At 33.0% G+C, this 22,789-nt stretch carries 21 protein-coding genes and 3 pseudogenes; 5 read left to right on the top strand and 19 right to left on the bottom strand.

Annotated features, from left to right (window positions below):
- Positions 1-22 precede the first annotated feature (22 nt).
- The 3 genes from ACZ1HD_RS12770 (at position 23) to ACZ1HD_RS12760 (ending at position 3,097) form a co-directional block, all read left to right on the top strand.
- Positions 23-874 carry a UvrD-helicase domain-containing protein gene (locus tag ACZ1HD_RS12770; protein WP_472687640.1) on the top strand — a complete coding sequence of 284 codons (852 nt, stop codon included), beginning with the start codon at positions 23-25 and terminating at the stop codon, positions 872-874.
- Complete coding sequence (locus tag ACZ1HD_RS12765; RefSeq protein WP_472687639.1) at positions 871-2,244, top strand: UvrD-helicase domain-containing protein; 1,374 nt, start codon at positions 871-873, stop codon at positions 2,242-2,244. Before ACZ1HD_RS12770 ends, ACZ1HD_RS12765 begins: the two co-directional genes overlap by 4 nt.
- Before the next feature lie 220 nt (positions 2,245-2,464).
- On the top strand, positions 2,465-3,097 hold the full coding sequence (locus tag ACZ1HD_RS12760; protein ID WP_472687638.1) for a ribonuclease H1 domain-containing protein: 633 nt from the start codon (positions 2,465-2,467) through the stop codon (positions 3,095-3,097).
- Positions 3,098-3,164: 67 nt separating this feature from the next.
- Here the strand turns inward: ACZ1HD_RS12760 and ACZ1HD_RS12755 are convergent, their stop codons facing one another.
- A complete protein-coding gene (locus tag ACZ1HD_RS12755; protein ID WP_472687637.1) occupies positions 3,165-3,542 on the bottom strand; it encodes a PH domain-containing protein in 378 nt (125 codons plus the stop codon).
- A 160-nt stretch (positions 3,543-3,702) separates the two neighbouring features.
- Here ACZ1HD_RS12755 and ACZ1HD_RS12750 point away from each other — a divergent pair, with 160 nt between their 5' ends.
- Both ACZ1HD_RS12750 and ACZ1HD_RS12745 read left to right on the top strand, forming a co-directional pair.
- Positions 3,703-4,488, top strand: coding sequence for an NYN domain-containing protein (locus tag ACZ1HD_RS12750; protein ID WP_472687636.1), 786 nt, complete (start codon positions 3,703-3,705; stop codon positions 4,486-4,488).
- A 165-nt stretch (positions 4,489-4,653) separates the two neighbouring features.
- Positions 4,654-5,667 carry an LLM class flavin-dependent oxidoreductase gene (locus tag ACZ1HD_RS12745; RefSeq protein WP_472687635.1) on the top strand — a complete coding sequence of 338 codons (1,014 nt, stop codon included), beginning with the start codon at positions 4,654-4,656 and terminating at the stop codon, positions 5,665-5,667.
- Positions 5,668-5,736: 69 nt separating this feature from the next.
- Here ACZ1HD_RS12745 and ACZ1HD_RS12740 read toward each other — a convergent pair whose 3' ends face one another.
- From ACZ1HD_RS12740 to ACZ1HD_RS12655, 18 genes and pseudogenes are all read right to left on the bottom strand, one after another.
- Positions 5,737-6,078 carry an alkaline phosphatase gene (locus ACZ1HD_RS12740; protein ID WP_472687634.1) on the bottom strand — a complete coding sequence of 114 codons (342 nt, stop codon included), beginning with the start codon at positions 6,076-6,078 and terminating at the stop codon, positions 5,737-5,739.
- Positions 6,078-6,839, bottom strand: coding sequence for an alkaline phosphatase (locus ACZ1HD_RS12735; protein ID WP_472689356.1), 762 nt, complete (start codon positions 6,837-6,839; stop codon positions 6,078-6,080). Before ACZ1HD_RS12735 ends, ACZ1HD_RS12740 begins: the two co-directional genes overlap by 1 nt.
- Before the next feature lie 208 nt (positions 6,840-7,047).
- A complete protein-coding gene (locus ACZ1HD_RS12730) occupies positions 7,048-7,533 on the bottom strand; it encodes a PI-PLC domain-containing protein (protein ID WP_472687633.1) in 486 nt (161 codons plus the stop codon).
- A 5-nt stretch (positions 7,534-7,538) separates the two neighbouring features.
- Entirely contained in the window at positions 7,539-8,639 is a 1,101-nt protein-coding gene (locus ACZ1HD_RS12725) for an alkaline phosphatase (protein ID WP_472687632.1), read from the bottom strand.
- A 76-nt stretch (positions 8,640-8,715) separates the two neighbouring features.
- Positions 8,716-9,573 carry a RagB/SusD family nutrient uptake outer membrane protein gene (locus ACZ1HD_RS12720; RefSeq protein ID WP_472687631.1) on the bottom strand — a complete coding sequence of 286 codons (858 nt, stop codon included), beginning with the start codon at positions 9,571-9,573 and terminating at the stop codon, positions 8,716-8,718.
- Entirely contained in the window at positions 9,549-10,460 is a 912-nt protein-coding gene (locus ACZ1HD_RS12715) for a hypothetical protein (RefSeq protein WP_472687630.1), read from the bottom strand. Before ACZ1HD_RS12715 ends, ACZ1HD_RS12720 begins: the two co-directional genes overlap by 25 nt.
- A gap of 10 nt (positions 10,461-10,470) precedes the next feature.
- Positions 10,471-11,793: pseudogene (locus ACZ1HD_RS12710) on the bottom strand (SusC/RagA family TonB-linked outer membrane protein); the annotation flags it as partial.
- Between the two features lie 28 nt (positions 11,794-11,821).
- Complete coding sequence (locus ACZ1HD_RS12705; RefSeq protein WP_472687629.1) at positions 11,822-12,319, bottom strand: hypothetical protein; 498 nt, start codon at positions 12,317-12,319, stop codon at positions 11,822-11,824.
- A gap of 104 nt (positions 12,320-12,423) precedes the next feature.
- Positions 12,424-12,606 carry a hypothetical protein gene (locus ACZ1HD_RS12700; RefSeq protein WP_472687628.1) on the bottom strand — a complete coding sequence of 61 codons (183 nt, stop codon included), beginning with the start codon at positions 12,604-12,606 and terminating at the stop codon, positions 12,424-12,426.
- 98 nt (positions 12,607-12,704) lie between these two features.
- The gene (locus ACZ1HD_RS12695; RefSeq protein ID WP_472687627.1) at positions 12,705-13,439 is read right to left on the bottom strand and encodes a TonB-dependent receptor plug domain-containing protein; all 735 of its coding nucleotides are present in this window, start codon (positions 13,437-13,439) and stop codon (positions 12,705-12,707) included.
- A 177-nt stretch (positions 13,440-13,616) separates the two neighbouring features.
- Positions 13,617-16,034 (bottom strand): helix-turn-helix domain-containing protein, encoded by a 2,418-nt coding sequence (locus tag ACZ1HD_RS12690; RefSeq protein ID WP_472687626.1) that lies wholly within the window; start codon positions 16,032-16,034, stop codon positions 13,617-13,619.
- A 5-nt stretch (positions 16,035-16,039) separates the two neighbouring features.
- Positions 16,040-17,431: a ligand-binding sensor domain-containing protein gene (locus ACZ1HD_RS12685; RefSeq protein WP_472687625.1), complete on the bottom strand. Its 1,392-nt coding sequence runs from the start codon at positions 17,429-17,431 to the stop codon at positions 16,040-16,042.
- A 213-nt stretch (positions 17,432-17,644) separates the two neighbouring features.
- Positions 17,645-18,459 (bottom strand): annotated as a pseudogene (locus ACZ1HD_RS12680) (purine-nucleoside phosphorylase).
- A 20-nt stretch (positions 18,460-18,479) separates the two neighbouring features.
- On the bottom strand, positions 18,480-19,061 hold the full coding sequence (locus ACZ1HD_RS12675) for a TIGR04282 family arsenosugar biosynthesis glycosyltransferase (protein ID WP_472687624.1): 582 nt from the start codon (positions 19,059-19,061) through the stop codon (positions 18,480-18,482).
- A gap of 42 nt (positions 19,062-19,103) precedes the next feature.
- A complete protein-coding gene (locus tag ACZ1HD_RS12670) occupies positions 19,104-19,598 on the bottom strand; it encodes a rhodanese-like domain-containing protein (RefSeq protein ID WP_340932820.1) in 495 nt (164 codons plus the stop codon).
- A 57-nt stretch (positions 19,599-19,655) separates the two neighbouring features.
- Complete coding sequence (arsM, locus tag ACZ1HD_RS12665; RefSeq protein ID WP_079737127.1) at positions 19,656-20,624, bottom strand: arsenosugar biosynthesis arsenite methyltransferase ArsM; 969 nt, start codon at positions 20,622-20,624, stop codon at positions 19,656-19,658.
- Positions 20,625-20,640: 16 nt separating this feature from the next.
- Positions 20,641-21,468 (bottom strand): metallophosphoesterase family protein, encoded by an 828-nt coding sequence (locus tag ACZ1HD_RS12660; protein ID WP_472687623.1) that lies wholly within the window; start codon positions 21,466-21,468, stop codon positions 20,641-20,643.
- Positions 21,453-22,787: pseudogene (locus tag ACZ1HD_RS12655) on the bottom strand (sodium:solute symporter family transporter). Before ACZ1HD_RS12655 ends, ACZ1HD_RS12660 begins: the two are co-directional and overlap by 16 nt.
- Positions 22,788-22,789: the final 2 nt, after the last annotated feature.

Here is a 22,789-nt window from a genome sequence, read left to right as displayed (position 1 = left end):
AAATAATTTTACCCCTAATTGAATGAATACAATAGTAACACGTACAGATTTAACTGCATTAAACCCTCAACAAAGACAAGCTGTTTTATCAGAAAAAAATAGAATTTTAGTATTAGCTGGCGCTGGTTACGGTAAAACAAATACTTTACTACAAAAGATACATTATTTAATTAATGATAAGCAGGCAGATGCCAAAAGTATTTTAGCAATTACATTTACTAAAAATGCGGCAAATGAAATGGTAGATAGAATGATTTTGTCTACAGATAAAACAGGTTTTTATAAAAAAGTTTTAGAAACAAATGGTATTAAACAAGAAGATTTGTCAAGAGAACGCATAAAAATGCTTGACAAATATCCTTGGTTAAAACAGATTACAATTAAAACATTTCATAGTTTTTGTTTTCAAATAATGAGAGATGAAGGGGTAAATGTTTTTGATAACAAGTTTAAAATTGTACCCAAGTCAGCAAATAGTTCTAGTGACTTTATAGGAAATACAGCTGCAGAAACTGAGTCTGAAATTGCCAAGAAAATTGCGGTTACTTTATCAGATGATATAAATTACCTTTTGGCTTTAAAAAGATACATTATTGATTATTATGTAGACAGAATAAAGGAAAAAGAGGTAAACTCTGAATTTAGACCCGAAGGAAAGTTATTTACTACATTAAAAAATGATAAGGTAAGATCTAAATCTGAACAATACATAGCAGATTGGTTGTATTGTAATAATATAGAATATGTTTATGAAAAAAAGGAACGAGTAGATAAAATTTCTTTTCATCCCGATTTTTTCATTCCAGCAGCAAATTTATACTTAGAACACGTAAGTGATTTAAGTCATCCTACTTTTGGAAAGAAATGGAGATGAAAAAAGGTGGTATAACTTGTGTTAAAACCTTTGACAAAGCAACACATAATTCAACCGATTTTAATAAGATGTTAGACGCTGTTGTAAGAGGCCGAATAACAGAAAAAATATCTACGAACACTTCATTAAATTATAGTGCTCAATTTGATGGTTACAAAAAAGAACTAACTAGTTTTTTTAGAATGGTTTTAGATGTAAAAGGAACTATTAAATCTTCAAATAAAAGCTTAGATGAAATTGCAATGACAGCCTCTAATAACGAGCATGAGCGAGTGCGCAATTTCTACAGAGTTGCATTGCCAATTATTCAAGGATATTATGAGTATTGCATAAATAAATCTTATTTAGATTTTGATGATTTGATAGCGTATTCTATTAAATTGTTAAAAGAGCATCCAGAAACGAAAAAACGCTACCAAGATCAATTTAAATATGTGATGGTAGATGAGTTTCAAGATGTAAATAATCAACAGGTCGTTTTTCTAAAAGAACTTGTAAACTCAAAGTCTCAATTATTTTGTGTAGGTGATGATTGGCAAAGTATTTATGGTTTTAGAGGTTCTGTTATAGATTACATTGTTAATTTTAAAGAACACTTTAACAATCCAGAAATTATAAAGCTAAATTTAAATTATAGAAGTACAGATTTTATAGTAAAGGCATCTAACGAAGTTATAAAAAAGAATAAATTTCAAGTTCCTAAAAACGTATCTGCAGTCAAAAAAGGAGGTGCAAAAATAGAAGTCAGTTACGCCGAAAAAGAAGGTGACACAGAAAATTTTATTTGGAAGAAAATTGTAAAACACATTGATGAAGGTATACCAAGCGAAGAAATATTAGTTCTGTATAGAAGAACTGCAATGAAGACTGAAGTTGAAAAGACGTTAAAAAAAGCAGCAATTCACAATGTGCAATTTAAAACTATTCATGGAGCTAAAGGTTTAGAGGCCAAAGTTGTGTTTATTCTTGGTTTGAACTCTGCTCGTGGCGGTTTTCCGGACCCTTGGATGCAAGATAAAATTTACCATGTTATTAAAAAGACAGCATATGATACTCTTTTAGAAGAAGAAAGAAGGTTGTTTTACGTGGCACTTACTAGGGCAAAAAGTCACTTATATTTAATGTCTCAAAAAGGAAATGTTTCTAAGTTTATAAAAGAAATTCCTAAAGACTTATTATTTATAAAAGAAAATGAAGTTACGGGGTTAACTTTCGAATTTTCGACTTGTGTAAATTGTAGCTCTAAAATTGAAGAAATATATAAGTTTTGTCCAGAGTGTGGTCAATCTCTTAGAAAAGAAAAAGTAGTTGTAGAGAAAAAAGTTTTAGATTTTAATGCTTTAAAAGCTGAGGTAAAAAAATACCTTTAAAACATACAGGTTATTTAGATGAGCATATTTATAAAGCAAGATTAGTAAATGCAAGAGCTTATGAATCTTGGCAAGAACTTGAAGATACTTTGTTAAAAGACTGTTTTAAAAATTATACTCTAAAACAACTGTCTAAACTATTTGGAAGAAGTGAAGGTGGGGTTAAAACTCGCTTAAAACAATTGAAGTTAATTGATGGTGAACAGTTAAAAATTAATTAATGGCAAAAAAGAAATTTTATGTTGTTTGGGAAGGGAGAACAACAGGTGTTTTAAGTAGCTGGAAAGAATGTTCAGAAAGTATTTTATCTTATAAAGGAGCAAAATATAAGTCTTTTAAAACTTTAGAATTAGCAAAGAAAGCATATGCAGCAACTTACGATGACTATAAAGGTAAAACTATTTTTGAATCGGAATTTTCAAAAGAGCAATTAGATTTAATTGGAGGTGCAGACTTGAATACAGTTTCAGTAGATGCTGCTTGTAGTGGCAACCCGGGTATTATGGAATATCAAGGTGTAGAAACAGCAACAGGTAAGGTTATTTTTAAGCAAGGGCCTTATAAGGCCGCTTCTAATAATATGGGTGAATTTTTGGCACTTGTACATGCTTTAGCGCATATGAAAAAAATCGGGGATACTAGACCAATATATTCTGATAGTAAAATAGCCATGAGTTGGATACGTGACAAGAAATCTAGAAGTAATGTAAAAGAAAATGCTGAAAATAAAGAAGTTTTTAAGATAATGTTGAGAGCTAATAAATGGTTAAAAGAAAATGAGTTTACAAATAAAATCTTAAAATGGGAAACGAAAGCTTGGGGTGAAATACCTGCAGATTTTGGTAGAAAATGATTATCATTAAATTTAAAGGGAAATTTAGAGAAACACCCGAATTGAATCATCAATGTTGATGAGCAATCTACATCACTTTACTAGCCAAGTACTTTTGTACTTCGTAGACATCGATGCTTTTGTTAAACTTTTTGCTTACAGAAGGAATGTTTTCGCTCGAAATCCAAATTTTTAATTCGGCATCCAAATCAAAAGTACCCGAGGTTTCTAAAGAAAATCTAGAAATGCTTTTGTAGGGCATCGATTTGTATTCTACTTTACTACCCGTTAAACCTTGCACATCTATTAAAATTAAACGTTTGTTGGTAAACATAAACGTATCTCTTAACAATTTAAAACCAAGTTCTATATGCTCGTTGTCTACTAACAAGCGTTGGTATTTCTCCGTTAATTTTTCGGTAGAAATTTCGCTGGCATTGCCTAGTATTTTATTAAATAATCCCATGGGTTGCTATTTGAGTTTAAAAACTGAAAGTTACTAAAACTCTATGAAGTCGCCATAAGCTTAAGTACTAAAATCTTAAAACAGTATTTAAACAAGTTAAGTTTTATCAGTTCTAAGAAACCCACTATCTTTATAGAAACAAACTTTATATAGAATTACTATGGATATCAAACTAGCAGTATTAATAGACGGAGATAATATACCTTCTGCCTACGTTAAAGAAATGATGGAGGAAATTGCCAAATATGGTAACCCAACCATCAAACGTATTTATGGAGATTGGACCAAGCCACACTTGTCTAAATGGAAAAATATGTTGCTAGAAAATGCCATTACACCTATTCAGCAATATGGCTATACTACCGGTAAAAATGCCACAGATTCTGCCATGATTATCGATGCTATGGATATTTTATATTCAGAAAAAGTAGATGGTTTTTGTTTGGTGTCTAGTGATAGCGATTTTACACGTTTGGCAACACGTTTAAGAGAAGCTGGCATGAAAGTATATGGTTTGGGAGAAAAGAAAACACCGAATCCGTTTATTGTAGCCTGCGATAAATTTATTTACATAGAAATCTTAAAGCAAGAAAACGAAGACAACGAAGATAACGAGCAAGAGACAACAACAACGGCTCGCGTACCAAAAAATAAGTACGATACCATTACCCAAAAAGAAATACGATTTATAGCAAGCACCATAGATGATGTTGCCGATGATGATGGTTGGGCATTTTTAGGAGATGTTGGTGGTTTGTTACAAAAGAAACAACCAAATTTTGATTCTAGAAATTATGGGTTTCAAAAATTAACACCATTAATTCAGTCGATACCAGCCTTTGAAGTAGAGCGAAGAGATACTGCCAACGGACGCTTAAAATTAATTTATGTACGCATTAAAGAAGTAAAAGTAGCGATAAAGTCGAAAAAGAAAACATCGATGTAACAGTTGCAGTATACACGTAATGCTTCTACTGTAAACCATAGTTTGTATTGATAGTTGTATTGCAAGAATTAACAGATTCTTAGCGCCAACAACTAAAAAGGTTCTGTAACTTTACGGTCCCTAAAAAGTAACAAAGAGTTATTTACAGACAAACGCTTACATATAATGAACGCTAAGAATACCTTATATTCGATATTAGATTTGGCTTTGATATCGCAAAACGCCACCTTAAAAGACACCTTTGCAAATATTGTTGCACTAGCACAAAGTGCAGAAAAAGCAGGTTTTACAAGATATTGGTTGGCAGAGCACCACAACTCAGAACACATTGGTTCTAGTGCCACAGCAATTTTAATAGGGCACGCTGCACAGGCAACCAACACCTTACGTATTGGTTACGGCGGAATTATGTTGCCCAATCATTCGCCTTTAATTATTGCAGAACAATTTGGTACGCTGGCCACTTTATATCCAAACAGAATTGATTTAGGATTGGGTAGAGCACCAGGAACCGATGGCGCAACAGCTGCAGCTATTCGATCTGATTTTATGTCGGCAGCACAAGATTTCCCTAGAGAAGTTGCTAAGATTCAGCAATACTTTTCAAAAGAAAATAGTTCTGCTGCAGTGCGAGCAACCGTTGCAGAAGGAGTAGAGGTGCCTATTTATATTTTAGGTTCTAGTACCGATAGTGCACATTTAGCAGCCAAAAAAGGTTTGCCGTATGCGTTTGCGAGTCATTTTGCAACTAACTATTTGGCATCAGCAATTAAAATTTATAGAGAAGAATTTCAACCTTCGGATGTGTTGCAAGAACCGTATGTAATGGCAGGTGTAAACATCATTATTGCAGATACAGATGAAGAAGCGAAGCGCATTGCGACTTCTTTAATACAATTAATTGTAGGTTTGCTTACAGGCAAAAGAAGTGGTGTAAAACCACCTGTAACATTTACCGAAGAACATCAAGAAATTTTAGAGCATCCGCAAGTACATCAAATGTTAAAGTATTCTTTTATTGGAAGCAAAGCTACTGTAAAAGCACAGGTAAAAACGTTCTTAGAAGAAACCCAAGCAGATGAATTGATTGCGGTAACCAATATTTATGACATCGAAGACCGCATTAAATCGTACCAATTATTTGCAGAAATTATGCAAGAACTATATACAGTATCCTAAAGATGATATACTTAAAAACCCCAAACATTTGTTTGGGGTTTTTAATTGAAAAGCGAAGTGTTTTGGATACTATTTTTTTAGAATTTTCATGATTTTATGAAACACCTCGTTGTTTTCATAAACTCCCTGAAATTCGTGAGACATTGGCCCGTAAGCAAAAATAGGCACCATAATAGCCGTATGGTCATACGAAGCAAAATAACCTTCTATTTGGTGTTTTTTTACATTACCCTGCGGAATGCTAAAGCCCGAAGTTTCGTGGTCTGCGGTAATAATTACCAAAGTATCTGGATGCGTATCTGCAAACTTTAAAGCCTCTGTAATGGCTTTGTCAAAATCGATTGATTCGGCTAATATACCGGCGGTATCATTTGCATGACCTGCATGGTCTATTTTGGCAGCTTCTACCATTAAAAAGAAGGGTTTGTTTTTTTATGCAAAAAATTTAAGCCTTTTTTTGTAGCGTTGGCAAGTAGGTTTCCTCTACCGTTCATAACGGTTTTTAAACCATGTGCAGCCGTAAATATACCCACTTTATCTGCCGTTGTATTTTCTAAATTGTCTAAAGAAGGCAAAATGGTAAAATTACTAGCCAAAGAGGTGTTTTTAAAATTAGCACCGCCACCACCAATAAATAAGTTGAGCTTGCTATTGATAAGATGCTTAGAAATGATAGCATCATCAGACCTGTCGATAGCATGTGCATAAAAAGAAGCAGGGGTAGCCCCGATAATATTGTCTGTTGTTATGCAAGCCGTAGAAAAGTTAGAACTGCTTAAAATTTCTGTAATATTCTGAATCGGTTTTCTAAACGGATCTGTACCAATGGCTCTGTTATTTGTTTTGATACCCGTAGCCAAAGCTGTACCTGCAGCAGCAGAATCTGTTGTAAAATCATCTGCAGCTTGTGTTTTTATAAAACCAATACTTTTTAGTTGCGTTAAAGATAACTTGCCATTATTTGCCAAAGTTGTGGCAGATATTTGAGCTAAACCATTACCATCACCAATTAATAGAATAATATTTTTTACTGGTAACTCTTTTTGATCTGCACTGTAAGATGGTTGGTATACCTTAGAAAACGTTGTTGCCGTAATAGCTCTATTTGGCAAAGATTTAAAGTAAGAGGCACATAAAAATGGCTTGTCTGTATTTATAATGTCTACCCCCATATCAGCCAAAGTTCTCCAAGCTCTTTTAGAATCTGGACTTGCCCAAAAACGAAAAGGCTTTTTAGTTTTTTTGCTTTTGCTATGATGTTTTTAACTTTAGTAGCATCATCATGCGTCAATCTTCCTTTACCGTTCCATTCAGAAAAACGCTTAAAACTTAAACTTACCATTCCTATTTTATCCCATGCTTTTTTTGATACCTCTGTACCTAATTCTTGATAATCAAAATATATATAAGAAGGGTAAGTGTTGTAGGTGTTTGCAGGAGGTCTGTTGCCGAAATAACAATTTTGATGTTGTTACTATTGTGTATGCTAGGATATTTTTTTAGTACAGAAATTACTTTGTTTAATGTAGATACCGCTTCTGATTTGATATCGATTAAAAGCAAAAGTTTTTTACCTTCTTGATATTGTAAGTTTAAAACAGTTTTTAGCGGCTTTGCATACAGTGTTTCAAAAGTGTTTTTAGGTTGTATTTCTGATTGCGTATGCGCCACAAAAAGTTGCTTGTCTTTTAAAAAAACATCGGCTTCAAAAGAAGTAGCGCCGTTAGAAAAAGCGTTCCAGAAAGGAACAGATTGTAAGTAATCATTATGAGAATGAATGATGGGCTTTTGTTGCCCAAAAAGCGTGCAATGCACTACCAAAGTAAGTAGGAATAAAACGCGTGTTATTTTAGAGTTGTATTTCATTATTTTTAGTTGTTGTGAATGGCTTTTAAAATTTTATGATAAATTTCATTGTTTTCATAAATGCCTTTAAAAAGTGGTGCGCTTGGACCTTTTGCAAAAACAGGGATTAAAGTACCGCTATGTTGGTCGTTGTTAAAGTTGATAGAAACATTGGTTACTTCTTCTTGTTTCTCGCCTGTAGCTTCATCAATAACATACGATTTCCCAATACTTACGCCTCCTGTTTCGTGGTCTGCAGTAACTACCAAAAGTGTGTTCGGGTGTTTTTTTATGTAGTTTAAAACAACTCCTAAAGTTTTATCAAAATCTAAAACTTCTTGTTTTAATAATTCGGCATCCATGGCGTGTCCGCCCCAATCGATATAAGAACCTTCAATCATTAAAAAGAAAGGTTTCTCTTTTTCTGTTAAATAGTCTAAACCCAGTTGTGTAGCATCTTGAAAAAAGCTTTTTCTACCTTCTAATTTAGATAGCAAACCATCGTCTGCTAATAAATACCCATTTCTTTTGTGAATATTATAAGGAGATAATGCTACAGAATCTAGTTGGTAATTTTTAGCTAGCAATGCAGCGTACAAATCTTTCTTATCTTTTCTGCGCTTTAAATATTTTAAACCACCACCTGCAAAAAAATCGATATTCGCATCGATAAGGTCTAAAGCAATTTCTTCATGCGAATCTCTATCTTTTACATGGGCATAAAAAGCCCCAGGTGTAGCATGGGTTATGGGTGTTAAGCTTACCAAACCAGATTGATAACCTTTTTGTTGCAAGGTCTCTATGATGGTAGGTATAGGCAAACTATCTTTAGAAACACCAATTGCTCTTTTGTATGTTTTTTCACCTGTTGCAAATGCAGTTGCACCTGCGGCAGAGTCTGTAATTGTGTGGCTTGTACTTTGTGTTTTTATAAAACCGATTTCTTTAAATTGCTCGAAATTTGGTGCGTCTTTTCCGAAATAAAATGCTGTAGAAACTTGGGCAAGACCCATACCGTCTCCTATCATTAAAATAACATTTAAAGGTTTTTTAGATGTTTCTTTTTTACAACCTATGTACAAAATAGATAGCAAAACCAATAGTGTGTTTTTCAAAATGTTTTTCATGCTATACTTTTAGTGAATCTGATAAAAAAAGGGAGCCCTCTTATTAAGAAAGGCCCCCATACATCAAACATAAAATCTAATATCCTTTATTTTGTTCTAAGTAACCTGGTGTGTTAGAAGCACCATCGATGGCAACTTGTGGTATTGGAAACAACCTGTTGTTTACATTGGCATCTGTTTTTTCTGTCCACGAATCTTCGTAATGACTAAAACGGATTTGGTTTGTTCTTCTTAAACCTTCCCAATAGAACTCGAAACCTAACTCTCTGTATAAAATATCTAAATTGATACTGTTTAAAGCAGTTGGTATTGGTGCACGTGCAGTTCTAGACGTTCTTACAATATTTACATCTGCTAAGGCAGCCGCATTGTCTCCTTTTCTTAGTTTAGCTTCTGCACGCATCATGTAAATTTCTGCATAACGCATTAATACTAAATCTACACTACTAAAGTTGTTACCGTTAGGAGAGGTGCGACTAAATTGATATTTAGACACACGAAAACCTGTATGATGTGCTCTACCTTCGTTGGTAAAATCTACTTTTTCTGTAAGGTTTACATAGGCTACATTTTTATCTTTTCCGTTTCCTTTTATTTGTTTTACCGGGTAAATTCTGTATCCATCGCTACAAGTATAAAATGCACCATTTTCATCTTTTCTTGCAGCCCAAGGCACACCTCTTAAAATACCTCTATCAATTTCGAAGTCTTTGGCAGCTACGCAGTAATAGTTATTCTCATCGTTTAAAGGAGAAAGACCTGTAAGATCTGCTACACCATTGGCTGCTTCTTGTGTGTTTTTTTGTAAAAACCTAGGATCTGCATCTGCTGGGTCTACATTACCATACGCAGCTACCCAAGTTTGATAAAAATCTGATGTAATTGCTGGTCCATCTGTACCGTCTGCACTTAAGTGCTCTGGTCTTGGGTACATAGAACCAGGAATAGACCAATACGCCCAACGACTGTGTTCTCTTTTAAGACACCACGTTGGTCTAAAGCAAATATCAACTCTGCATTACTATTGTTATCATCATTAAATAAGTCGAAATATTCCGGTGATAAAGAAAATTGCCCTGAATTGATAATGTTATTGGTATACGTAATAACCTTATCCATATCTTCTGTCGTAAAGTTTGGTGTTCCGTAAGGATCTCTATACACAGCAGCATTTAAGTGTAATCTTGCTAAAAATCCCCAAACCGCAGCTTGTGTCATTCTACCCGGACCTTTATTATTATTTATAAGGTCTACAACAGATAATAATTCGCTTTCTATATAATCTACAGCCTCTTGATTTCTTAAGATTTCTGAATCTTGGCTAGACAATTCTTTTTTAAACACTAAACCCCAACTGTCTAATGTTAACATATTTAAATAGGCTCTTAGCGCAATCATCTCGTACAAAGCACCTGCTGCTTCTGTATTACCTGCATCTGCCAAAGGTCTTAAAACTTCGATGGCACTCACGGTTCTAGAGATGTTGATAGTTAGCTCTGTCCAAGCACTTTTAACCAAATCATTTGTAGGAGTGATAGAGTGCGTATGTGCAGCTAAAAATTTACCACCATCATACCAATCTGTACCACCTCTGTAAGGTAAAATAGCCTCGTCACTAGGTATCAATTGCAAACCGTAGTAGTTTGTGTGTCTCCAAGTCCAAGAAACTTGCCCGTATGCCGGTGCAATAGCACCACTTATGGCTTCTGCTTGTCCGCTACCAGTTAAAGATTCATCTAAAACCTCTTCATTTAAATCGCTACAGCTATAGATACATAAGAAGCTGAATGCTATGAGTGTACTTTTTATTATATTTTTCATTATTTTTTAATTAAAATTCTACGTTTAAGCTTAAAAGAATTGTTTTACTTTTTGGGTAACTAAAGTAATCGATACCAAAAGTTTGGATACCACCTAAAGGACTACCTGTATTAATTTCTGGATCGAAACCGCTGTAATCTGTTATTACAAATAGGTTTTGACCTGTAACTGATAAGCGTAAATTTTTAATGCTTTCGCCAAAACCGATACTTTTTGGTGATAAATTATACCCTATGGTTGCATTGTTTAATCTTAAGAAACTACCATTTTCTAAGTATCTTGTAGAAACTAGGTTAGAGTTTGTGGCAGCTTCGTTTAAAAACTCGACAGCTCTGTTTGTCGTATTAAAAGAGTTGGCTAGGTTACCTTTGTTAAAAGAAGACATGGCTACATGGTTGTATATTTTGTTTCCGCCAGCACCGTTAAAATTAAAGCCTAAATCGAAGTTTTTGTAAGTAAAGTTTAAGTAAAAAGCATATACATAATCGGGTAGGGCATTGCCAACTACAGCTCTATCATCATCTAAAATTTCACCATCATTATTAGAATCTTTAAATTGATTTAAGCCATCTGCACCAATACCTGTAAATTCTTGCATGTAAAAAGCACCAATAGATTCGCCATTTAAAACGCCATTAATAGTAGCACCTGTTTGTCCTGCACCTCGAGCAGCACCTGTAGTTAAAATTTTGTAAGGTGAGTTGTTTACTGTGTTTTTTGTAAAAGAAATATTACCTCCAAAATTATAAGAAAAACGATCGTTTACATAGTCTTTATAATCTAAAGCGATTTCTACACCATTGTTTTCGATTTCCATATTCGGAATGTTCGTCCAGTAAGTAGAAACAGGAACAATAGGATCTGTAGGAGCAACTTCTAATAAGATGTTGTCTGTAACTTTATTAAAATAATCGATAGTACCTGTTAATTTGTAATTAAGTAAACTAAAGTCTAAACCAATGTTGGTTTGTGTAGCAACTTCCCACTGAATATTTGGATTGGCTAAACGTGTAAAAATAGAACCGTAAGGGTAACCACTTAAATCTGTAGCACCACTATTTAAAGGATATGTGTCGTTATTAGAGTTGCTTTCTGTATAACTTGCTTTGGTAATTTTAGAAGGTATTTCTTGACTACCTGTTTGTCCCCAACTTGCTCTTAATTTTAAGTTGTTAATTGCATTAGAATTGGCTAAAAAGTTTTCGTTGCTTATATTCCAACCCAATGCAACCGAAGGAAAATATCCATATCTGTTATTCTTACCAAACTTAGAAGAACCATCTGCACGCATTGTTGCTGTTACTAAGTATTTATCGTCGTAAGTATAATTAAGTCTTCCGAAGAAAGATTGTAACTCGTTTTTAGTTGCAAAAGCCGATTGCGTTGTTTGTTGATTTGCAGTTTCTAATTGATATCTTGGTTCTACACCATTGTCTCGGAAAACCTTCTAAGAAAAATTGTTTTTGACTAACTTCTGTTTGCTGGTAAGTATGACCTGCTAAAAATGTAAAACTACTTTTATCACCATACAAATTGTAAGTTAACGTGTTTTCTACAAGTGTATTGCTGTTTTTTGTAGTAGCTGTATTTACACTACCCAATGTTGTATTGGTTTCTGTAGCATATGGTAAGTTTTGCACATCTCTTTCTGTGATAGAGTAGTCTACACCCATGTTTAACTTATAAGTTAACCCTTTTGTGATTTTATAAGAAGGTGCAATGTTTGCTAGAATACGATTGTTATTTGTAAAGTCTCCGTAAAGTGATTCTGCAATAAACGGATTTAAAATATCGTTGCTTAAATTTCCTTTTAACGTACCGTTTTCATAAGGTGTATCTGTAGGATTTAAACTTAGCATATTACCAACAACTGCATTAGAATTTGGTCTTGTGTTGTCTAATTTAGTAGCAGTTAAATTAAAAGTTACGTTTAATTTATCGTTTATTGCTTTTTGTGATAAATTTAAACGACCGAATAACGTTTTAAATTACTGTTTCTTAAGATTCCTTCTTGGTCATCTAAACCAATAGAAGCAGCATAAGAAGAATTTTCTGTACCACCGCTCATAGAAAAGTTAATGTTATTAGAAATGGCAGCTCTTGTAAGTTCTTTTTGCCAATCTGTAGCCCCACCACCATCTGCCAAAGTACCGTTTACGGCATTTACATTAGCTCTAAACTCATCAGCAGAAAAAACTGCTATTTTATTAGCAATCGTAGCATAACCACTAGAAAGTGTTAGGTTTATTTTTGTTTTTCCTTTTTTCCTTTTTTAGTAGTAATTACAATAACACCATTGGCAGCTCTAGAACCATAAATTGCTGCAGAAGATGCATCTTTTAAAACTTCTATACTTTCGATGTCTTGAGGATTGATAAAGTTTAATGGGTTAGAAGCAACACCATTATTTGTGTTGTCTAAAGCAAAACCATCTACAATGTAAAGTGGTGTTGTACCAGATCTTAAACTACCAACTCCTCTAATAATTACATCTTGTGTAGCACCAGGTTCACCACTATTAGAGGATACATTTACACCGGCAACTTTACCTTGTAATAATTGTCCTGCATTGGCAACAACCCCTTTGTTAAAGTTTTCGCTTTTTACAGAAGATATTGCACCAGTAACGTCTGATCTTTTTTGAGAACCGTAACCAACAATTACAATTTCGTCTAAAGAACTTGAAGTTTCTTTTAAAGTTACCTTTAAAACTTGATTACCGTTAAAAGCCATTTCTTTTGTTTCGTAACCTAAAGAAGAAAATACTAAAGTACCTGTTTGCTTGTTTAGAGATAATTTAAAATTTCCGTCAAAATCTGTAGCAGTTCCTTTACTGTTATTCCCCTTAACAGTAATAGATACATTTGGTATAGGGAGGTTGTCTGTATTGGAAACTACACTCCCTGTTACCTTTACTTGTGCGCCGGTATATGCTATACACCCAAAGACAAGAATTAATAATAAGTAAAAATTTTTCATTTAAATTGTGTTTTTAGTTTTGATAAAAGTAGTTGGGCAAAATGCTCGGTAGGTGTAAAATTGTTTCTAAAAGGAGTATAAATCGTTCAAATTGGTATATAAAAGATACAGATTGGGTGTAGTTTTGTTACAGTAACAATTCTCTAACATTTAGAAAATCCTACAGTAACAATACTTTTAACAAAACTGTTGTTTAAATTCTTTAGGACTTTTACCATAATGCTTCTTAAAAGCTTTGGCAAAATATTTAGGATCGTTATAACCACACTCAAAACTTATTTCTGATATATTTAGTTTTTGCGTTTTTAACAATGCTTCTGCTTTTTGCAGTCTTAAAGACATGATTACATCTGATGGAGATTGTTTTAAACGCTCTTTAAATAATCGATAACATTTTACCCTAGAAATATCTAAAGTATCTACCAACATTTCTACATTAAAAGTTGGGTTGTTAATTTCACTTTTAATAATATGTAAACTCTTTTTTAAGAGCTTGTCATTTGCTGTCTGTAATTGTTCTTTATCCGTTAAAATATCAAATATTTGTTGTTGAAATTTATGGTCTAAGGGTGCGTTGCTTTTTGTGTTTATTAAAGAGGCTATCTTTTTTTGTACAAACGAGGTACTTGCTGGTAATTGAATTATTGTATCGATACCAAACTCTACAGACTGTTCTCTTAATTGCGTATTAAAATCTTCTGATATATAGATAAGCGGAATTTTTCTATTTTTAATTTCATCAGAATTTTTAAGAAAGTACAAGAGTTCTTTAGAAAAAGCAACGTCATATAATACAATGCTATGTATTGTAAGTTGTTTTGTAGCTGCATTTAAATTACTAGCGGTATTTTCGAAAATTAAATTATAGTTGTTTTCTAATACAATTTGATTTGCAGCGCTAGTGTTTTCTCTATCACAAAAAACCAATACATTTTTTTTGTCTGAAGCGAGATTGTCTTGTTCGTTAAAATGTTTCCAAGAGATGGTTTCTATTTGTGCATCTTTGGTATTAATTTGGGGTATGGGTATTTGTAATGATACTTTAAAGGAACTTTCTAAGTTAAAGTTGTAAAATTCGCCATTTAAATCTTTTATTAAAGTTTGAAACGCTTTAAAATAAGGACTGTAATGCATTACACGATGCCAACTATTTAAAAGTAAACTGCTGTTAGAGGCAATTTGTACATTAAAATTACCTACTTTGTATTTAATTTGTAATTCTAATTGACTGCCTTTATCAGAATATTTTTGAATATCATTAAATAAATATTGAAGCATTAAACGAAAACGTAAAACATCTACTTCTACCCAATTTGGTGTTTTGTTAATGTGAAAACTAAAATCTACTTTGTGCTGTTGCAATGCGTTTTCTAGTTTGTTAACACTATTTTTTACGATAGGTAATAAATCTACTACAGAGGTTTTTATTGCGCCAATATCTTTAATTTGACTTAAATAATTCCACTCAGAAATTACTGTAATTAGTTTGTTGGCTTGTGAAAGAATACTTTTTTTGTTTTCTGAATTTTCTGATAAATCGCTTGCTTTTTTTATGATATTAGAAACAGGTTCTTGAAATTCTGATAGCACAAAGGTTTTAAATTTTTCGATTTCAAAATCTTCGTTCTTCAATTGATTGTGTAATTCTAATAGTTTTTCTTTTTGAAGCAGTATTTTTTTATTCTTTTCATCGAGTTTAGAGTTGATGTCTTCTAAATCCTTTTTCTGATTTTCGATAACTTTGGTTCTTGCAATTATTTTTTCTTCTAATTTTTTCTGTTGTCTAATTGCAGCTTTATTTTTGATGTAAATAAAGACAAGGGCACTAACTAAAATGAGCGCAATTACTATTATAAAAAACAGAAAGGTTTGGTAAAAAGGTTTTTTAATTTCTAAATTAAAAAGTAGTTTTTGATTGCTGTTTTTACCTTCTTTAACCAAAAAAGTATACTTACCAGGTATAAGATTACTGTAACTTATTTTGTTGTTAAGATTTAGTAAAATCCATTCTTTGTCTTTGCCTTCTAATTTGTAATAAATATTTTTTTCTACTTTTATAGGAAATCGAATAGGAATCAAATCGATATCGATGTGGTTTTGATTGTGCGTTTTTACAATATTTTTTGTGTAGTTTTCATTATAATCTACCCATAATTTAAGTTTTACTTCTGTGTTATTAAATTGAATATTATCAGGATTAAAATAGTTTAGGCCATTTATACCTCCAAAATATAAATCGCCTTTCGCGTCTTGATAATAAGCACCTTCAGAAAACTCAGAAACCTGCCAACCACCCTTTGGATAAAAAGGTTTTACAGAGAAATTAGTTTTATTAATAATTGCAATGCCTTTGGTTGTGCTTATCCAAACATCATTTTTATTGGTTAAAATACCATATACAAGCTGACTTGGTAAACCTTCTTTTTCAGTAATATTTTTAATAATACCTTTTTCCTTATCAAAAATGGTCAATCCACCTAAAGTTGCTACCCAGTAATATCCTGTTTTTAAATCTTTATAAACGGCATAGGTACTGTTGCTTAAGATTCCGTTTTTAGTAGTTATCGTTTGTAGCTCACCATTTTTTAAATCCAATAATTTTATATGGTTACTACCGAAGTAACGCTTTTATCTTCTTTATGAAAATTAGAAAGACCTTTTTTAACAGGAATGGTTTGTAGCTTGTCTTTATGTACATCAAACAAGCGTAAACCATTGTTTTCTGTCGCTAAGATTAACTCGTTGTCTATAAAACTAACATCTCTAACATGGTACTTTTCTAATAGATGTTGCCCTTTGTAGCTTTCAAATTTATTTGAATTTAAATTAAATTTGGCAACACCACCCCAACATGCAATCCATAAGTGTTTGTTGGTATCTTCATAAATGCTATAATTTCTATTGTTAGGGAAATTAGCGGTTTTTGTAGCATCATATAAAATGTATTCTCCGTTTTTCCTTATTCTGATAATTCCTGCATAAGTTCCTGCCCATATTGTACCATCAGATGCTGTAAATAGCGTGCGTATGCGTTTCCAATCTGGTTGTTCTTTCGCTTCTTTAATTGCAAACTTTTTATAATTTTTACTATCAGCATTATAAGAATACAAGCCTTTGGTATAATAGCCCAACCAAAGTTTACCATGAATATCTTTGGTAATTGCGCGTAGCGTTTCGTTTGGTATATTAGGGGTATCTATAGGATGCGGAGCTATAGAGAGAATTTTATCAGAATTTGTATAAGCCATACTTATACCACCATCTTTAGCACCCAACCAAATATTACCAAAGACATCTTCATGCAAGGTTTCTATTTCGTTACTATTAAAACTGGTAAGCGAATAAGGATCTTTAAGATAGTTTTCTATATGGTATTTATTAGATTTATTTAGTTTGTTTCTTATGATAAACAAACCATTTTTACGTGTAGCATACCAAATATTACCTGTTTTGTCTTTTAAAACATCATTAATAACTAGGTTTGGATATTTAGTAAATAAGATATTTTTTAATCTTACATTTTTATCGTTGGGTAAGTGTGTTGGTCTGTTTTTAAATTGGCCTTCAATAAATTCATAACAATTGTTTTTGGTGTAGATAATGATGTTTTCATTATTCGAAATTGAAATGTCTATAGGTTTTTCTTTAAAAGAGTAATTTTTAAACTTTTTATTACCGATGTATCTGCTTACTTTAAAATCTTCGGTAAGTATCCAAATACGACCCTTGCCATCCTTTTTAATTTTAGCTATAAAATTACCTGCAATCGTATTTTTATCATCGATATCATTTTTAAAAATTTTAAAGCTGTAGCCGTCAAAATAATTTAAACCATCCCATGTAGCTACCCATAAACCACCATTATTGTCATTTTCGATATCTTTAACAGAATTGTTAGATAAGCCATTGTTAACAGAAAAGTTTTCGAATTTTACTTCTTGACCTAGGGTTTGTAATAAAATAAAAAAAGCAAAGAAAGTGACTCTAGTCATGTTGTAAATTTAAACTTACAAGCATATAACTATAAGATTACTTAAACGTGAATAGTGTGTTAAGTAAAAGCAAAAAAGAGAGGCTAATTGTTATTTAAAGTTGTTGAATTTTAAAGAATAAATAATATTTTATATAAGCAAAAAGAGAATATTTTTAGGTATGCCATACGGCTCTCTAAAGATATCCTCTTTTAAGTATTCTAAAGGATGCGTTTATAATTCTTTAACCACTTCTTTAAAAATAGTAATCATCTTAGGTTCTGCAGCACCAGCAATGGCAATAATTTCTGCAATATCTACAGGTTGTAAATTCTTAGGATCACACTCATCTGTTAATACAGAAATTGCAGCACATGGCAGGTTTAATTGTTTGGCAACAATTACCTCTGGCACAGTACTCATACCAACGGCATCAGCTTCTAAAATTTGCAACATTCTATATTCTGCCCTCGTTTCTAACTGTGGCCCAAGAACACTTGCGTACATACCTTGATGTAATTGAATTTTATGCGCTTTTGCGATGTCTTTTATTTTTATATTGATTGCTTTTGAATACGGTTCTAGCATATCGGCAAAAATATTACCAAAGGCATTTGCACCGTTAAAAGCTAATGGCGAACTACCTTGAAGATTGATGTGGTCTTCTATCAACATTAAATCTCCTTTTTTATAATCTAGGTTAATAGCACCCGCAGCATTAGAAATTAATAGATTTTGAATACCCAAACCGTGTATCGTTCTAATGCCGTAAGTTACTTCCCATGGCGTATAACCTTCGTATAAATGAAATCTACCCGCCATTACGATAACTTTTTTACCGGACAAATCACCATAAATTAATTTTCCGAATGAAACTCTACAGTAGCTACCGGAAAGTTAGGAATGTCTGCATACGGAATTTCTTTTTCGATGGTAATTTCATCTACCAACTTACCCAAACCTGTACCTAAAACAATACCTGTAGCAGGATTTGTAATACCTTTTGCTATTAAAAAATCGATAGTTTCTTGTAATTGCTGTTGTTTCATAATTTTAGTTTGGTCTATTTTTATAATAAATGTTGAAAAGCAGGATGGTTTGCTATATCTTCATAAACATCTACATCATTCATTTCGTGTAACAAATGTACTTTTTTATCTTGTAAATCTTTTAAAGTTGCGGCTCTAACCGTTTCTGTGCCCCATTCTTTGTCTTGAAACACTTTTTCGTGCAAGCGATTCATCCCTAACAAATAATAACCACCATCTTCTGCAGGCCCAATAACTGCATCATTAGTATCTAATTGATGAAAAGCATGGTCTACCGTTTCCGGTGTTAAATCGTACAAATCGCTACCAATAATTAAAACCTTGTTATAGCCGGCTGTAAAACCGTTAAGAAAAGCATTTTGCATTCGAATACCTAAATCTTCGCCAATTTGTTGGTGTTTTTGAAAAATATTAGCATCCCAAAGATCGTTTTCTCTAATTTTAACGGAATAGTAAACTGCTTTGTCGGCGTTTACTTGGCTTGCAATGGTTCTTGTTCTATCTAATAGAAACTTGTAAATTTCTAAAGCTTTTTCGTCGCCAACTGTTTTTGCTAAACGTGTTTTTGCTTTTCCTAATTCTCGGATTTCTAGTAAAAACAAGCAATAGGTTTTTATGATTTTTAGCCATCGTTTTTTATGAGTTTATTCGTAAACTTTTGTTCCTTTATGCAACCACTTGCCCCAATTTTTGCTGAAAGCATGTACTTTTTCTGTGGGTTTGCCTAAGGTATCTACTACTTTAAAATTATTGTTTTTCCATTCGAAAATACCACCATATAAATTGTAAACATTGGTATAACCTTCTTGAATTAATTTGTGCGCAATGGTTTCTGAACGGATGCCTAAAGAACAATACACTACAATTTTAGCGTCTTTATCTTTTGGCAATTTTGGAAGTGTTTCTTCTAGTTGAAATTTATCGTATCCAACGTAAATGGCTTTTTTTAAATGGCTTACCTCAAACTCTGCTTTTTCTCTAGCATCTAATAAAATAGCATTGGTTTTTGGCAATGCTAAGGTTTCTACGGATATATAAGGTACGTTTCTAGTATTCCATTTATTTAATAGTTTGTCTAGTTTTTTTTGTGCAAATGCAGTAGAACTGATTACTAAAAAAAGGATGCAAAGTTTTTTCATTATTTGAGGTTTTATATCATTTTAATGCTTTTAAAAAATAGCAGCTAAAAGCTTCTATTAACAACAGCCGCCACCATCGTAGTGATATGTAGATTCTGAAAAGAAAATATCATCTCTACCCAATGCTTTTAAGGCAGCCGCAGTTTTATCGCAAATTGCCAACGGTTGATTTTTTAATAAAGTGTGGCCAGCACCATCGTCAAAAAAGTCTTCATCACCATAATAAATAGCTGCTTTACCGGTAAAAATACAAGGGCCATCTGCTGGCATTGGGTCTTTAATTGCGGCAACTTCTATCGATTCTATATAAATTAACTCTTCTGTTGGATAATTTTTAGGGTCTAAAATTCGATACGGCTTTCTAGCTCTAATTTCTATCGTTCCAAAACCAGCATCTGTTAAGGCTTTTACGTAATCTGCAATCGACAAACTTCCACTTAAACATAAGGCACGTAAACGCTCATCATTACGTAATTCGTCATTCATTTCTTGCTCGCAAGTTGGGTCGCTCATTACCAATTTACCATGCGGTTTTAATACTCGGTACATTTCTGCAATGGCTTTCTTTAAATCATCTGACTTAAAAATATTGAACAAACAGTTTTGTGCAGCAACATCAATAGAATTATCTTCTACGGGCAATGCCATAGCATCACCTTTTCTTAAATCGACAAAATCACTTTGAAACCAATCGTTTTGAGCTTCTGCCTCTTTAAAGTTTTTTCGAGAAGCCTCTAACATTTCATCTACAACATCTAAACCAATAACACCACCTTTGTTTCTGTTAAAATACGCAAATTGTAGCAACTCCATACCACCACCAACGCCAACATATAGCATTTTTGGGTTGTTGGTTAAATCTCTAGCATGCACAGTAGAACCACAACCGTAGTTCATTTCTTGCATAATTCTTGGTATTTTTAAACCAGGAAGTTCCCAAATAGGGTTGGTAGTACAACACAAACCAACGTCTGGTGTTAATGCTGCTTCTTTGTATACATTGTGTGTTGTTTCTAAATAGCTCATTTTTTCTTTTTTTATGTTATAATTGAATTCCGAATCCTTGTAAACCTGTTTCTATGGCAGGTAATATTTCTGTATTGTCCCAAATACCCGTAACAATAGTTCTAGAGTATTCTTCGCGCAGCAAACCGTTTTGCATTAATTTGCTTGTTAATTTATAATTATAATTTAAAGTATGATGTGTATAATTAAAATTTTCTTTGGCATCATCTAAAATTGCATACCAAACACTTGGGTTACCATCATTTGCTGGCATGCCAATTACACCAGGATTTAGCCATAGTTGCCCATTTTGTTGATCTTGAAATGGCAAACCACAATGGCCTGCAACAATTACATCGCTATTGGTAGCAGTAAAATTTGGTGCTTTTTTAGACCAATCGGTAGATTTAAATATAAATTCTGATACATTGAAATAAGAACCATGTACTACAGTTGCCTTTTTTGAAGCATACTCAAACTGAATTGTATTGGGCAAAGTTTTTAAAAATTCTAAAGAGTTGCTAGATAATTTGCTTTGTGCATACGGATACCAAAGTTGCGAAAAACCATCGCATCTAGAGCCTTCTCTAAAATCGCAACCACAGTCTGCTGCATTTTCACGCAACTGAATTTCTACGTTGCCTACAATACTTTTTGCGCCCCACAATTTAAATAATTGCACCGTTTCTTCCGGTTGTGCACAATAACCAACAATATCGCCTGTACAAATACAGTTTTCTGGCGGAATGCCTTCTTTTTCGGCAATTTGTTTTAGCGCTTCTATAGCTTGTAAATTGCTATAAACACCACCAAAAAGCAGTGTCTTACCGGATAGTTTGCCTAAATTTTCTATTTTCTGATCCATGATGGTATAAAGTATAATAAAACACAACTTAAAATTCCCCAAACATTTACCCAAAGTAAATCGGCATATTTTCCTGTTGTAAAAATGAGTGTTTCACGGAAAAGCATTAAATAGTAGCAAAAACCCAAAGAACAAACCACAAGATACGCTTAGGTAGTAACTAATTTTAGGTACTTGCGCTTTCCAACAAATAAAAATAGGAGTCAAACCAATAACCATTGTACCCGATATGGTGGTTGCAGATAAGATTTCTGCATTTAAAAAAACAGGAATCGTACCTAAAACGGCTACGGTAATCATCGTAATTCTTCCAAAAGAAACCGACTTTCCTAAATTTAAATCAATTGCTAAAAGTTTAGAAAAAGAAGAAAATGTAGAGTCTAAAGTTGAGGCTGCAGAGGTAATCATTATAAAATTGATAACTAATAACAAAACAACACCCAGGGCTTTACCTACTTCTACAGCTGCTTGCCCGGACATTCCTTTGGTTTGTGCATAGACACCAATTAAACTGAACAAGACAATACAAATTGCACCTAAAATACTTGCCCATAAAAAACTTTTACGGGTTACTTTTGGTGATGAAATAAAACCTCTATCAGTTAAAACAGGGTCGTGAAATGGATAACTAAACGATTGCAATAACGCGGCAAAAAAGAGGTTTAAACCCAATTCGAAACTCCATGTTCCGAACTTATAATTTCTTCGGAAGAAAAATCATCCGTAGTAAAAATTGTACCTAAAATAATTAGCAATAAAACAGAGAAAAGCACCATTTGAATTACGTCTGTAAAAATAGAACTGCTTAAACCGCCTTTTAATGCGTAGGCAAGTGTTAGTAATGTAAACACAATTATTGCGGTAAAATAAGGTGTGCTAACTTGTGCGCCGAAATAGCTTCCAATTACCATGGTGTTGCTCCGGACTTCATTAAAAAGTCGAAAAGCAATTAAAATCGAAAAGATTGCCATGGCTTTTTTACCAAATTTTGATATTAAAAATTGATGAATACTTGTAAAACCACCAACAGTTCTTAATTGATAAATAATAATACCAGCAATGGCAAAAGAAAGGTAATAACCTGCGTACGCAACACCACCAACCAAACCAAAAGCCAAACCTAAGTTGGCTGCATTGGTAATGCTTTTTGCAAAAATCCAAGAAATGATTAAACTACCTGTTAATACTACTGTATTTGGCGCTTTCTTTTTATGAACTGCTTTAAAAAACTGCGACGTTGTTTTTGCATAAGGCGATAAAAAGAACAAGATAAGACTTGAACTTATAACCAATAACCATTGCCAATTTATTACATCCATAC

The organism is Polaribacter sp. HA6-7 (genome assembly GCF_055693625.1).
This window is presented reverse-complemented; position numbering and strand designations above follow the sequence as displayed.

Coding starts and splice junctions, on each gene's coding strand:
- ACZ1HD_RS12705 (WP_472687629.1), bottom strand. CDS start 12,319: ATGCTAAGTTTAAATCCTACAGATACACCTTATGAAAACGGTACGTTA.
- ACZ1HD_RS12720 (WP_472687631.1), bottom strand. CDS start 9,573: ATGTACCCAAGACCAGAGCACTTAAGTGCAGACGGTACAGATGGACCA.
- ACZ1HD_RS12685 (WP_472687625.1), bottom strand. CDS start 17,431: ATGACTAGAGTCACTTTCTTTGCTTTTTTTATTTTATTACAAACCCTA.
- ACZ1HD_RS12765 (WP_472687639.1), top strand. CDS start 871: ATGAAAAAAGGTGGTATAACTTGTGTTAAAACCTTTGACAAAGCAACA.
- ACZ1HD_RS12660 (WP_472687623.1), bottom strand. CDS start 21,468: ATGGATCAGAAAATAGAAAATTTAGGCAAACTATCCGGTAAGACACTG.
- arsM (WP_079737127.1), bottom strand. CDS start 20,624: ATGAGCTATTTAGAAACAACACACAATGTATACAAAGAAGCAGCATTA.
- ACZ1HD_RS12750 (WP_472687636.1), top strand. CDS start 3,703: ATGGATATCAAACTAGCAGTATTAATAGACGGAGATAATATACCTTCT.
- ACZ1HD_RS12730 (WP_472687633.1), bottom strand. CDS start 7,533: ATGAAATACAACTCTAAAATAACACGCGTTTTATTCCTACTTACTTTG.
- ACZ1HD_RS12715 (WP_472687630.1), bottom strand. CDS start 10,460: ATGAAAAATATAATAAAAAGTACACTCATAGCATTCAGCTTCTTATGT.
- ACZ1HD_RS12740 (WP_472687634.1), bottom strand. CDS start 6,078: ATGGTAGAAGCTGCCAAAATAGACCATGCAGGTCATGCAAATGATACC.
- ACZ1HD_RS12735 (WP_472689356.1), bottom strand. CDS start 6,839: ATGGGGGTAGACATTATAAATACAGACAAGCCATTTTTATGTGCCTCT.
- ACZ1HD_RS12670 (WP_340932820.1), bottom strand. CDS start 19,598: ATGAAAAAACTTTGCATCCTTTTTTTAGTAATCAGTTCTACTGCATTT.
- ACZ1HD_RS12770 (WP_472687640.1), top strand. CDS start 23: ATGAATACAATAGTAACACGTACAGATTTAACTGCATTAAACCCTCAA.
- ACZ1HD_RS12755 (WP_472687637.1), bottom strand. CDS start 3,542: ATGGGATTATTTAATAAAATACTAGGCAATGCCAGCGAAATTTCTACC.
- ACZ1HD_RS12725 (WP_472687632.1), bottom strand. CDS start 8,639: ATGAAAAACATTTTGAAAAACACACTATTGGTTTTGCTATCTATTTTG.
- ACZ1HD_RS12695 (WP_472687627.1), bottom strand. CDS start 13,439: ATGAAAAATTTTTACTTATTATTAATTCTTGTCTTTGGGTGTATAGCA.
- ACZ1HD_RS12745 (WP_472687635.1), top strand. CDS start 4,654: ATGAACGCTAAGAATACCTTATATTCGATATTAGATTTGGCTTTGATA.
- ACZ1HD_RS12760 (WP_472687638.1), top strand. CDS start 2,465: ATGGCAAAAAAGAAATTTTATGTTGTTTGGGAAGGGAGAACAACAGGT.